General features: G+C 60.4%; 8 protein-coding genes. 1 reads left to right on the plus strand and 7 read right to left on the minus strand.

The genetic code is table 11. The annotated features are described in order from the left end of the window. Nucleotides 1–4: 4 nt before the first annotated feature. The 6 genes from J4D25_RS18820 to J4D25_RS18845 all read right to left on the minus strand — a co-directional run bounded on the left by J4D25_RS18820 (nt 5) and on the right by J4D25_RS18845 (nt 6,882). Nucleotides 5–295 carry a hypothetical protein gene (locus J4D25_RS18820; protein WP_008057983.1) on the minus strand — a complete coding sequence of 97 codons (291 nt, stop codon included), beginning with the start codon at nt 293–295 and terminating at the stop codon, nt 5–7. Nucleotides 296–355: 60 nt separating this feature from the next. Then, nucleotides 356–1,702, minus strand: a complete 1,347-nt coding sequence (gene astB, locus J4D25_RS18825; protein WP_057713613.1) for an N-succinylarginine dihydrolase — start codon at nt 1,700–1,702, stop codon at nt 356–358. 162 nt (nt 1,703–1,864) lie between these two features. Beyond that, a complete protein-coding gene (gene astD, locus J4D25_RS18830) occupies nt 1,865–3,334 on the minus strand; it encodes a succinylglutamate-semialdehyde dehydrogenase (RefSeq protein ID WP_198530256.1) in 1,470 nt (489 codons plus the stop codon). Continuing rightward, nucleotides 3,331–4,356 (minus strand): arginine N-succinyltransferase, encoded by a 1,026-nt coding sequence (gene astA, locus J4D25_RS18835; RefSeq protein ID WP_057713611.1) that lies wholly within the window; start codon nt 4,354–4,356, stop codon nt 3,331–3,333. The genes astD and astA overlap by 4 nt, the downstream gene beginning before the upstream one ends. A gap of 79 nt (nt 4,357–4,435) precedes the next feature. Beyond that, complete coding sequence (aruF, locus tag J4D25_RS18840) at nt 4,436–5,455, minus strand: arginine/ornithine succinyltransferase subunit alpha (protein WP_046042322.1); 1,020 nt, start codon at nt 5,453–5,455, stop codon at nt 4,436–4,438. A gap of 206 nt (nt 5,456–5,661) precedes the next feature. Then, the gene (locus tag J4D25_RS18845) at nt 5,662–6,882 is read right to left on the minus strand and encodes an aspartate aminotransferase family protein (RefSeq protein ID WP_057713610.1); all 1,221 of its coding nucleotides are present in this window, start codon (nt 6,880–6,882) and stop codon (nt 5,662–5,664) included. A gap of 313 nt (nt 6,883–7,195) precedes the next feature. Here J4D25_RS18845 and J4D25_RS18850 point away from each other — a divergent pair, with 313 nt between their 5' ends. Beyond that, nucleotides 7,196–12,223 carry a dermonecrotic toxin domain-containing protein gene (locus J4D25_RS18850; RefSeq protein ID WP_057713609.1) on the plus strand — a complete coding sequence of 1,676 codons (5,028 nt, stop codon included), beginning with the start codon at nt 7,196–7,198 and terminating at the stop codon, nt 12,221–12,223. 17 nt (nt 12,224–12,240) lie between these two features. Here J4D25_RS18850 and argR read toward each other — a convergent pair whose 3' ends face one another. After that, nucleotides 12,241–13,221 (minus strand): transcriptional regulator ArgR, encoded by a 981-nt coding sequence (gene argR / locus J4D25_RS18855; protein WP_057713608.1) that lies wholly within the window; start codon nt 13,219–13,221, stop codon nt 12,241–12,243. Between the last annotated feature and the right edge of the window lie 87 nt (nt 13,222–13,308).

A 13,308-nucleotide genomic window follows, 5' to 3' on the forward strand; every position in this document is an offset into this window, starting at 1 on the left:
TTCCTTAGTGATCGTGGTTGCAGTCCGGGCCGTGGACGTGTTCCTCGTCGTCACCGAGGTCAGCCGGTTCCATTTCCAGTTGCAGACTTACCAGATTAGTCGCCAATGGGCGCAACAGCAGGTTGGCGTACTCGGCGTCGCCTTCTTCGACGTCCACGCCGATCAGCAGTTGGCCGCGGCCATCGTGCTGGATCCACAGCTCTTTGCCTTGCCACATGACCGCGACGCGGGTGCAGGAGGTTTCCAGTTGCGTGCCGTCAGTGTCTTCAAGGATCAGCTGCAGTTTGTCGCTCATGTAATTACGCTCTCGTTTGAGATGAAGCGGCGCGCTGTCGTGCCCGAAGCGCGCCGTCGATCAATTGATCTGGAATGGATAAACCGCGCCCAGTTTAAGGATTTGCGTCAGTTCATCCAGTGCCGTCCGGCACTCAAGCAGCAATTGCGGGTCCGCCAGATCGTTTTCGGTCATGCGGTCGCGATAGTGCTTCTCGACCCATTCGGTCAGTGTGCCGTACAACGGTGCCGTCATGATAACCCCTGGGTTGACGGCCGCCAGTTCGGTTTCGTTGAGCGCGACACGCAGTCGAAGGCAAGCAGGGCCACCGCCGTTCTGCATGCTCTGCTTGAGATCGAAGACTTTCACTTCGCGGATCAGGCCGCCGGAGCTGGTCAAACCCTGCAAGTACTGCCAGACACGCTCGTTGCCACGGCATTCTTCCGGCACGATCAACAGCATGGAGCCGTCAGGACGCGACAGCAGTTGGCTGTTGAACAGGTAGGAACGAACCGCGTCTTCCACGCTGACGGCGGAACGTGGCACACACACAGACTGAAATTTCCCACCAACTTTGGCGAGTTTGCTCTGCAATTCAGCGAGCATCTTCTCGGTCTCGAGGAACGCGTCCTCGTGATAGAACAGCACTTCACCATTACCCACGGCGATCACGTCGTTGTGGAACACGCCCTGATCGATCACCGACGGGTTCTGCTGGGCGTAGACCACGCCGTCATCGCTCAAGCCGTGCAAACGGGCAACGGCCTGGGACGCTTCGAGGGTCTGGCGCGCCGGGTACTTCTGCGGTGCCGGGTAGCGGGTGTCGAACGCACTGCGGCCGAACACGAAGAATTCGACACCGGCTTCGCCGTATTCACGGCAGAAACGCGTGTGGTTGGCCGCGCCTTCGTCACCGAATTGCGCCACGGCCGGCAAGGCGGCGTGGTGGGCGAAGTGTTTCTGGTCAGCGAACATCGCCCCCAGCACGCGGCTGGTGGTCGGGTGTTCGATGCTGCGGTGGTATTTGCAGTTGAGGTTGGCGGCGGTGAAATGCACGCGGCCATCAGCGGTGTCGGCGCTCGGGCTGACGGTCGCCGCGTTGGCCACCCACATGCTCGACGCCGAGCAACTGGCCACCAGCAGCGGCATCGCCTCTTTGGCAGCGCGCTCGATCACTTGAGCGTCGGTGCCGCCAAAGCCCAGGCGACGCAGTGCAGCCACATCCGGGCGCTCTTGCGGTGCCAGTACGCCTTGCTGGAAACCCATTTCCATCAGCGCTTTCATCTTTGCCAGGCCTTGCAGCGCCGCTTCCTTGGGGTTGGAAGACTGCTGGCTGTTGCTCTGGGACGCGACGTTGCCGTAGGACAGGCCGCCGTAGTTATGGGTCGGCCCCACTAGACCGTCAAAATTGACTTCATAGGATTTCATCAGCGAGGCTCCACGAGAATCTGTTGTTATAGGCTTCAGTAACTGTTCTTTTAGACCGCGTCGCGGCCATCGCGAGCGAGCTCGCTCCTACAGTGATTGCGTCGTACACAAGATATGTGAACGCCACCGAACCTGTGGGAGCGGGCTTGCCCGCGATGGGCATCACGCCATCTTCACGCCAGGCGTAAGGGCCGACGGCAACACCAGGCTCGGCGTTTCCAGCGAGGCCACCGGGTACGCGCAGTAATCCGCCGCGTAGTAAGCGCTGGCGCGGTGGTTGCCCGATGCCCCTACGCCGCCGAATGGCGCGCTGCTCGCGGCACCGGTCAGTTGCTTGTTCCAGTTGACGATACCGGCACGGCTTTCCAGCCAGAACTGCTGGTAACGCGCCTCGGAGTCCGACAGCAGGCCGGCCGCCAGACCGTAGGCGGTGTCGTTGGCTTCAGCGATCGCCGCTTCAAAATCAGCGTAGCGGATCACCTGCAGCAACGGACCGAACAGCTCTTCGTCAGGACGATCGGCAACGGCGCTCACGTCCAGGATGCCAGGGGTCAGCAAGGCCGATTGAGCCTGAGGCTGAGTCATTTCCAGCAGCGCCACGGCGCCGTTGGCCAGCAGATGTTCTTGCGCATCCATCAACGCTTTCGCAGCGCCAAGGGAAACCACCGAGCCCATGAACGGCGCCGGTTGCTGATCGAAGGCTCCGACTGAGAGGGTCGAACTGACCGCCACCAGGCGCGCCAGCAACGAGTCGCCCCAGGCACCTTGCGGCACCAGCAAGCGACGGGCACAGGTGCAGCGCTGGCCGGCGGAAATGAACGCCGACTGAATGATGGTGTACACCGCGGCATCGAGGTCGGCGACCTGATCGACCACCAGCGGGTTGTTACCGCCCATTTCCAGCGCCAGGATCTTGTCCGGACGACCGGCGAATTGTTGGTGCAGGTGATTGCCGGTGCGGCTGGAACCGGTGAAGAACAGCCCGTCGATGCCCGGGTTCGCCGCCAGGGCGATACCGGTTTCGCGAGCGCCTTGCAGCAGGTTCAATACACCGGCCGGCAGGCCAGCCTCGATCCAGCACTTGACCGTCAGCTCAGCGACTTTCGGTGTCAGTTCGCTTGGCTTGAACAGCACGCTGTTACCGGCCAACAGTGCCGGCACGATATGGCCGTTCGGCAGGTGACCCGGGAAGTTGTACGGGCCAAATACCGCCACCACACCGTGGGGTTTGTGGCGCAGCACAGCGGTGGCATCGCCCAGCGGCCCGCTCTTCTCGCCGGTACGTTCGCGGTAGCTCTGCACCGAGATGGCAATCTTGTTGACCATGCTGGTGACTTCGGTCGCCGCTTCCCACAGGGGTTTGCCGGTTTCTTCGCCGATGGTATGAGCCAATTCGTCAGCGTGATTCTTCAGCGCGGCGGCAAAGGCCTCCAGCACCGAGATACGCTCTTCCAGGGTGCGCCGCGCCCAGTCCGGGAACGCCTGACGCGCCGCTTGCACAGCCGACTCGACCTGACCGGCGGTGGCTCCGACGCCGGACCACAGCACCTGCTGGGTCACCGGGTTCAGCGACTCGAAGGCTTCGCCCCCACCTGCCAGCCATTCACCTGCGATGTAAAGCGACTTCATTATTTCGACTCCCGAGCTGCGGACAACGCCACGGCGCGCACTTGATCGCCCGCGTTGAGTTGAAGACGTTTGGCGGTCAGCGGGTCGACCACCAGGGTGCCGGCGGCCAGACGTGCAGGCGCGGCAGTGATCCGGCAGTCCTCGCGCTTGCGGTTGTGAATGATGAATGGCGTGGCATCGTCACCCGGTGTGCCGACGGCCAGCACCAGCGCCTGGCTGTCGCGCACGGCGCGGATCTTGCCGGTTTCGCACTCGATTGCCGGGCCTGCGTCGAAGATATCGACGTAGCCCTGGTAGCTGAAACCTTCGCTCTTGAGCATGGCCAGCGCCGGCTCGGTGTCCGGATGAACCTGACCGATCACGTTACGCGCATCCGGCGACAGGAAGCAGGTGTACAGCGGGAATTTCGGCATCAGTTCGGCGATGAACGCCTTGTTGCCCACGCCGGTCAGGTAGTCAGCCTGGCTGAATTCCATCTTGAAGAAGTGCCGGCCCAGGCTTTCCCAGAACGGCGAACGCCCGGCCTCGTCGGAAACACCGCGCATTTCGGCAATGATCTTGTTGCCGAACAGTTGCGGGAATTCGGCGATGAACAGCATCCGCGCCTTGGACAGCATGCGACCGTTGAGGCCACTGCGGTAATCGGCGTGCAGGAACAGCGAGCACAGCTCGGAGTTGCCGGTCAGGTCGTTGGCCAGGAACAGCGTCGGGATTTCACGATAGATGTTCAGCTCTTGCGAAGCGCTGACCGTCAGACCGACCCGGAAGTTGTACCAGGGCTCACGCAGGCCAACGGCGCCGGCAATGGCGGAAATACCCACCACGCGCCCGTCGTCATCTTCGAGCACGAACAGGTAGTCCGCGTCGCCCCGCCCGGCTTCGCCGCGAAAGGTCTTCTCGGCCCAGCCGACCCGATGGGCCAGCCGCTCTTCGTTGGCCGGCAAGGTGGTCAGGCCGGTGCCGGTGCTGCGGGCCAGGTCGATCAGAGCGGGTAAATCGCTGCTGCGTACGGGACGAACGATCATGCTATCTCCTCAAACGGGCCGCTTGCGCCACCCGTGAAACTTCGCTGCTTTCTAAACGAGCAATCAGGCCAGGTCGCTGTTAAACCGCGACCAGGCGCACGCTGGCACCCTCGCCGACACCCAGGGCTTCGGCCGCCTCCAGGTCCAGGGTCACCGGTTTGCCCGGCGCGTAATCGAGCTCGAGCATGACAGCGCGGTAATCCTGCAACTGGGCATTGGCAACCAGGTACTGGCGACCGACGCCTTTGACCGGCTCACCGATCTTCACCGGCACCACACGGCTCTGGGCGATCGAACGGATCCCCGAGACACGGGCATGCAGGGTCGGGCCACCGTCGAAGATGTCGATGTAGTGATCGGTCTCGAAACCTTCGCGCATCAGAATGTCGAAGGTGATCTGCGCGCGCGGGTGCACCTGGCCCATGGCCTCTTGAGCGGAGTCCGGCAGCAGTGGCACGTAGATCGGGTAATGCGGCATCAGTTCGGCAAGGAACGTACGGCTTTTCAGCCCGCACAGACGCTCTGCTTCGGCGTAGTTGAGGTCGAAGAAGTTGCGGCCGATGGCATCCCAGAACGGCGAGTCGCCGTTTTCATCGCTGTAACCGACGATTTCGGTCACCACGGAATCGGCAAAACGCTCCGGATGGCTGGCCACGAACAGCAAACGGCCACGGGAGTTGAGCTCCGACCAAGGCGACCCCACCAACTCGCGCTGCACATAGAAGCTGGTCAGCAAGCTGTTGCCGGTCAGGTCGTGGCACTGGGAGAGCACGTGGATCTTGTTGTGAATCTTCAGCTCGCGGGAAGCGTGCACGAAGGTTTCGTTGCGAAAGCTGTAGAACGGCTCGGAGTAACCGGCCGACGCCACGATGGCCGAGCAACCGACCAGCTTGCCGGTAGCGGAGTCTTCGAGGACGAAGAAATAGCTTTCCTCACCGTTGAAACTCACTTCGGCGGCGAACGAGGCTTCGCTTGCCGCGATCTTGTCGCTCAGGCGCTCAACGTCATCCGGCAAGGAAGTGACACCAATCGGACTGTCCGCAGCCAGACGCTGTACCTCGCCCAGATCAGCCATTTGCGCGGGGCGCATCACCAGCATGGTGTCACTCCTTTCTAAAACTCTTTTGAGGGAAATAAGCCGGGGCCGCCTTGGAACTCCTGTGGGAGCGAGCTTGCTCGCGATGGAGTGTCAGTCGACACCAATGTGGCTGATCCACCATCGCGAGCAAGCTCGCTCCTACAGTAAAGCGGGCCCGGCATAAAAATTGGGTTCGACGCCTGAAAGGTCAGGCGTCGAAGGGTCTATCAGGCTTGCGTCAGTTTTGCCGCGGCACGTTCGAAGCGGTCCAGACCGGCATCGATATCGGCGTCTTCCACCACCAGGCTCGGGGCGAAACGCACCACGTCCGGGCCGGCTTGCAGAATCATCAGGCCTTCTTGTTCAGCGGCGTTGAAGATGTCCTTGGCCTTGCCTTTCCAGGCATCGCTCAGCACACAGCCGATCAACAGACCCAGGCCACGGACCTGGGTGAACAGGCCGTATTTCTCGCCGATCTGCTCAAGGCGTGCCTTGAACTTGTCGTGCTTGGCATTGACGCCAGCCAGCACCTCTGGGGTGTTGATCACGTCGATCACCGCACCTGCGACAGCGCACGCCAGCGGGTTGCCGCCGTAAGTGGTGCCGTGGGTGCCGACGACCAGGTGCTTGGCCAGGTCTTCGGTGGTCAGCATGGCGGCGATCGGGAAACCACCGCCCAGGCTCTTGGCGCTGGTCAGGATGTCCGGGATCACGCCGTAATGCTGGTAAGCGAACAGGTGGCCGGTACGGCCCATGCCGGTTTGCACTTCGTCGAACACCAGCAGCGCGTTGTGCTCGTTGCACAGTTCGCGGGCGCCTTGCAGGTAGGCCAGTTCGGCCGGCAGTACGCCGCCCTCACCTTGAATAGGCTCCAGGACCACGGCGCAGGTCTTGTCGGAAACGGCAGCTTTCAACGCAGCCAGATCGTTGTATGGCACGTGGGTGATGCCGGTGATCTTCGGACCGAAGCCATCGGAATACTTCGACTGGCCACCGACGTTCACGGTGAACAGGGTACGGCCGTGGAAGCTGTTGAGCGCGGCGATGATCTCGTACTTCTCGCTGCCATAACGGTCGAACGCGACACGACGGGCCAGCTTGAAGGCGGCCTCGTTGGCTTCGGCGCCGGAGTTGCAGAAGAAGGCGCGCTCGGCAAAGGTGGCGTCGACCAGCTTGTGCGCCAGGCGCAGCGCCGGCTCATTGGTGAACACGTTGGACACGTGCCACAGCTTGTTCGCCTGCTCGGTCAAGGCACCGACCAGCGCCGGATGCGCGTGACCCAATACGTTGACGGCAATCCCGCCGGCGAAGTCGATCAGCTCGCGACCGGACTGGTCCCAAACGCGGGAACCGGCGCCACGCACAGGAATGAATGCGGCAGGCGCATAGTTGGGAACCATTACCTGATCGAAATCGGCGCGTTGTACCGCAGCGTGCTCAACGGACATCGGAGTCTCCTGAAGAGAAAACACTCGCCTGAAACTGGCGAGCTTGGTGAGGATTGTAAGGACAGTTTTCAGCCCGGCCTTGCCGCCAAGCGACAACTTCTTATAGCGCAAACCCCGGATTTTCCCGGGTTTACGGCAATGCGACATATAGGGTCGCAAAGGCGCAGTTTAACTGGCGGCGGACGTTTGCGGCAGGCTTGCTGCGTTGTAACTCATGGCAATGACCCGAGTGCGGTAAATATGTACCGCACAGCGTCCGGGTTCGCGCGGTTTCCTAAGGGCCTCATCCCACTTCGATGGTCACCTTAACCGCATGAATACCCAACATACCGACATTGCTAGCGACGCCTTCAGGCCAGACGCTCACTATCAGCACTTGAGCAACGTGATCCCCTCCTGGCTCCGCCAAGCAACGCCTCAACGGCGTGAGGCACTGCGCAACAGCGCGCCAGGCATTCCGGCCGGGCTCAAGGACGCTCCACCCCATCAGCATGCAGAACTGGGCAAACTCATTGCCCGTCATGTGACCAGCCAGAACCAGGTTGATCAAATGATGGCAAAGCTGCAGAGCCCCGCCGACTTCGCCGAACCACTTCTCGAAACGGCGCTCAAGACCCGATTCGGCCTGGAACTGGACGCTCGTAAAACGTTCCTTCGCCTTTACATCCCGGCTCACATCCCATGGCTTCGGCTGAAATCCGGCGCTGCGCGCACCTGGACGGTGTCCCTGCTGGATGCCGCACTGCACAATTTTGAAAGCACCGAAACCAAAGCAGACGCCTTCGAGCCCGCCTCGACTTACATCACGCCCCCCTCTGCTACCGGGCAATTCAATACATTGCCGCAGATACTGGAGAAGATGCCCATCACGGCTTTTACCAGCCTCTGCCGGGAACTGGACATTGGCCAGCGCTATAAAGAGTATCTGGACGACAACCTTGGCATCAGCAATCCCGTGGCCGCGGCAATACTGAAATCGAAAATTCACGACAGCCAGAAAACCGCACTCACCGCTGCCCTGCACATGGCGCAGATGCAAAAATTGCTGGGCAGTGACGTCCACCGACTGACTCTTGGCTTGCTCGACAACCTGCCTTCTTTACGTTTGCATGGTCTGCCCTGGGGCTACCATGAACTGACAATCATGAACGCTCGCCTGACCGGCATCGTTTTGTTTGCACCGGATCTGGAGCGCGCAACAGAAGTGGTCAGAGTGGTGGCCTACATTCCTGACGACCCCGAACACCCGATCAAGGAATACAGTTCAACCGCCGCATTCGCCGAGGAACTTGGTCAGCGCTTGCGTGCCCCCGAATACCAACAGTTTTTCAGTCGATTCATCAATCATGAGGATCGTGGGCACTTTTTCGCGCAGTTGAACAACGAGCTATCACCTTTAACCTGGCAGCCTGTTCCACCGGGCGATCCGCACCCGACCTGGCGAGAGCGCCCTAACCAACGTCCCGACTTGCACATTGCGGCCACACCGGTGAAAGACGATCTCTTGACCCACCTCTATCAGAGCAAGCTCAACAAGATCCTCAACGATGCGCGAGTGATCGCCGTGTCCACCGCAACAGTCGACCAGAGAGCCCGCTGGGCGTTATGGGACTCCTTTACGGAAATAGCTTCGACCCTGCTGAACATCGCGGCCTTTATTGCCCTGCCGTTCGTACCCTTCCTTGGCGAGTTGATGCTGGCCTACATGGCCTACCAGTTGCTCGACGAAACCTTCGAAAGCATTGTTGATTGGGCCGAGGGCCACACCACCGAGGCCTTCGAGCATTTCATGGGCGTTGTTGAATCCGCCGTACAACTGGGCACCTTTGCGGTGGGTGGCGTGATCGCGGCGGGAGAATTTCGCGCGATCCTGCCCAAGGAGATTGTGCAGTTCATCGACCGTTTCAATTCGGTGAAGCGGCCCAATGGCGAAACCCGCTATTGGAAACCCGACCTGACCGCCTACGAGCACCCCGCCACACTCCCAGCGGACTCAAAACCGGATTCACTCGGACTGCACAGGCATCAAGGTAAAACCCTGTTACCCCTGGAAGGCAAAAACTACGCCGTCAGCGAGGACTTCGTCATCGGCGAGTACCGCATCGACCACCCCTCCCGCCCTGACGCCTACAAACCACAACTGCGGCACAACGGCACCGGCGCCTGGCAAACCGAACTCGACCAGCCGTTGAGCTGGGACCAGGCCACCGTGCTGCACCGTATCGGCCCGGACATGCAGCGATTTTCGGCCAGCACCCGCGAGCGCATCCTCAGCATCAGCGGCAGCCACGAAGATACCCTGCGCAAGATACACGTGCATGCCGGGCAGGTGCCGCCGTTACTGGCCGACACACTCAAACGCTTCAGGATCGATCAGGACATACAAACCTTTATTGATCAGATCGGCAGCGACCAGCCGGAGCACTTCCTCAAGGCGGATCCCGTGACACAGCTGGAACTGCTCAATGAAAACGGTTACTGGCCGGCAAACAAAGGCCTGCGACTGATCGACGAAAATGCGCAAACCCTTTGGCAAAGCCCGGCGCCCGATGTACCCGTGGTGGAAATCGACGCCACCCGCCTCACCGACGGCGACCTGCTGAAAACCTTTCTCCTGACCCTGTCGGACAGCGAAGCCAGAACGCTGATGGGCGAAGAATTCGGTCACCCCTCCCCTGGCCTGGAAAACCGGGCGCAGCGGTTGCGCAAGATACTCGCGCGGCTTGCCGAACAGAAACGGCAAGGCCTGTTCGATCAGCGTTATCGCAGACTCGAACGTGGCGCTCAAGGCCCCATACAAGCAGTCATGGATGCTGAGCCCGGACTACCAAGCAGCGTTGCAGAAGCGATTGTGAACACAGCAAACGAACAGGAACTGCAACAGCTGAAAAAACCAACCATTTCCCCTCGCCTGGTCGAGCTGAGCCAGGAGGCCAGATTACAAGTACGGGTGACACGCGCCTACGAGGGGCTTGATTTGCCATCGACCGAGAACAACCTCGACACCGACCGGCTGGCCTTGCACACCCTGGAAAAACTGCCGGGCTGGACGGGACAGCTACGACTGGAAGTCCGCCAGTACGCCCATGAAGGCCTCCTGATCGACAGCGTTGGCAGTGCCGACGCGCCCCTGCGTAAAGTGCTGGTGCTCAGAGTAGAAGGCGAGTATCAGGCGTTCGATCAAGACGGCGAAGAACTCAGCGGCATGGACTCGCTTTACGCATGCCTATTACAGGCCATGCCGGACAGTGAACGCACCGCCCTGAACCTTCATATCGGTGAAGGTGAACGACTCAAACAGTTAATTCGCAATCACGCCTTGAGCCGTGACGCATTAAGCTCGCTGCTGGCTCGACACCCCAACCTCAAACCCACCTACGACCCAAAGGTAATGCGCTTGCTCGGTGGCGGTGACGGGTATCGTCAAATGCCACGCAACACACCTACCTTGCAAGCTCGGGCTCAGACACTGTTCCCCCATCTATCCGCCGAAGAGCTCGACGCCTTCGTCGAACGCCTGCAACAGCACCCAAACGGACCGCGGGCAGAACTGAATCGGCTTATGGTTCAACACACGCAGCTCCAGGAAACGCTTTCTTCCTGGCGCGACGAAATTCCGCTGTTTATTCCAGACACACAACTCAGGGTCACTCCCGAGCAATTCGCTGCACAAAAGCAGGTCCGTCGACAGTTCACCATCGACCTGATGGACTGCTGGCGACAGCAATGGACCCTTCCCGAGACCGCGCTTGAAAGAGTCGACTTCAACTTCTTCCAACCGATCATCGGCGAATTGCCAGCCCTGAGCACCGACTTCAGCGGCGTCACAATGCTCACACTGGAAGGCAGCAGCGCCACGCGGGGCATGCATGAGTTTCTGCGCAGCTTTACCGGTTTACGCATCCTGAAACTGCGCGATTTCAACCTTGGCCGCTTACCGGACACCCTTCCATCGTTGCAACTCGAAGAACTCATTCTGAGCAATTGCGCGATCACCCTCAGCCCCGAAAGCCAGGTCGGGCTCGCGGGCCTGCATCGGTTGACCACAATGGACCTGTACAAGAACCCCTTGGGCCTGACACCCGATGTCGGCAGCATGCCCGATTTGAATTACATCGACTTATCGCAGACGGGCATTACTGAACTCCCGCGCGAATTATTGACTCGCCCACGCCTGCGCACCGCCCTGCTCAATAACAACCAGATCAAAGAGTTGCCCAGCGCATTGTTCACACTGCAACAACGCACCCAGGAGGGTTTCGACCTGGGCAACAATCCGCTTTCAAACGCAGCCCGCGAACGCCTCAAACAGCACTTCCAGCAGACCCGTCAGGACTTCGGTATCTTTGCCGAAGAAACAGATATCCACCGCGCGCAGGCACTGTACCCCTGGATGGACCAGGAAGACGCCAGCAAATTCGTCTACAAACTGCCCGGGACCCTGGATGAGGGGCGAGTCGAACTGACCCGCCTGGAAGTCGAACTCACCACCCTGGAGAACGACCTGTCCGCCTGGACCGGCAATATTCCCGCCGTCCACCCCCACAGCAATCAACCGTTCACTGCCCAGCAACTGCTGATCGAACATTCGACGCGGGACGCATTCAGAGAGTCCGTACTGCGCTGCTGGCGCCGGGAAAGCGACCCGGAGGACTTCGACGTTTCACTGCAAGCAACTACTTATGACCTGAGTCTGGAGACACGGATTACCGGTAACTTGCCGACACTGAGCGCAGACTTCAGCCATGTTTCTCTGGTTTACCTGAGTAGCGAGAGTGGCCTGACCACAGGCGTCACCGGATTCCTGGAGTGCTTCCCCAAACTCAAGACCCTCGTTATCAACGACTTCAGGCTAGGCGATATCCCGGAGGCGATCTTCCGGATGAGCGATTTGAGATCGCTCAATCTCCTCGACTGCAACATCACCCTGACCCCGCAGTCTGCCCTGAACCTGGCCGAGATGGCCCGCCTGGAATTCATCGACTTGAGGAACAATCCGCTGGGGCTGGCTCCGGATATCAGCCAGATGGCGGACCTGGCGACCCTGCAACTGGACAACTGCGGGCTCACCGAATTACCCGCTGGACTGTTGCAGCTCAAGAGCCTGGAAACCGTAGACCTGAGCGACAACGCAATCAGCCGGATACCCGCCGACCTCCTCGAACTGCCGCTGGAGGTCGCCGAAAGCATCAACTTGCGGGGCAATCCGTTCTCCGAAGACAGCCTGCAGATCCTGATTGAGTATTTCAGGCTGACCAGTGTCGACTTCGGCGTTCAGGAAGTGATCGATCGGGCAGAATTGGAAGTGTCGACGTCCGAGGCGTCCGAACCGGAAGACTGATCGGGATCAGGTGCTGATCACCCGCGTTCCGGCGGCACCGATGACAATTCGAACGGGCTGCTGCTGCGCCGCTGGTTGCGATCTTCCCGCGGCGTGGCACCGAAGAAATTGCGGTAGGCGCTGGAGAAATGCGGCCCCGAGGAGAAGCCACAGGACAGGCCGATCTGGATGATCGACTTGCTGGTTTGCATCAACATCTGCCGGGCCTTGTTCAGGCGCAGTTCCAGGTAATACTGGCTCGGCACGCGGTTGAGGTATTGCTTGAAGATCCGCTCCAGCTGCCGACGGGATACGCACACGTGCTGGGCGATTTCGTCGGTGGTCAGCGGTTCTTCGATGTTGGCTTCCATGAGCAACACTGCTTGTGTGAGCTTCGGATGGCTGGAACCCAGGCGGTTCTGTAACGGAATGCGCTGGCGTTCGCCGCCCTCGCGGATGCGTTCGACCACCAGTTCTTCGGACACCGCACCGGCCAGTTCCGCACCGTGATCGCGGGCCAGCACGGCCAGCAACAAGTCGAGCACCGACATCCCGCCGCACGCGGTCAGGCGATCGCGATCCCAGTCGAACAAGTGACTGGTGGCGATGACCTTCGGAAAGCGCTCGGCGAAATCGTCCTGCCAGCGCCAATGCACAGCCGCGCGATAACCATCGAGCAAACCCAACTGCGCCAGCGGGTAAACACCGGCCGACAGACCGCCGATCACGCAACCGGAACGCACCAGTTGCTTGAGCGCACTGCTGAGCGCCGGCGCCAGTGTGGTCGGTGGTTCGTCAGCGAGCAGGAACAGTTTCTGGAAGTTTTCGAGCTTGCCGGTCCACGCTTCACCCGGCAATTGCCAGGCGCTTTCGCTCGGCGCTTCGGCCTGCAGGAACGACAGCTCGTAAACCACGTCCGGATGCACACGCTGGGCAACACGCAAGGCCTCCTCAGCCAGCGCAAGCGTCAGTGCTTTAGTGCTGGGCCAAATCAGGAAACCAATTCGATGGGCAGTCATGGTGGGCAATCCGAAACGAAAACAGTGTTAGAAGCCAAAAGCGGCTGCAACCAAATTAGACCATCTGGCGCGCGCTGCGCAGCATGG

It is taken from the genome of Pseudomonas sp. GW456-L13, assembly GCF_017350115.1.
Classification (GTDB): Bacteria; Pseudomonadota; Gammaproteobacteria; order Pseudomonadales; family Pseudomonadaceae; genus Aquipseudomonas; species Aquipseudomonas jessenii.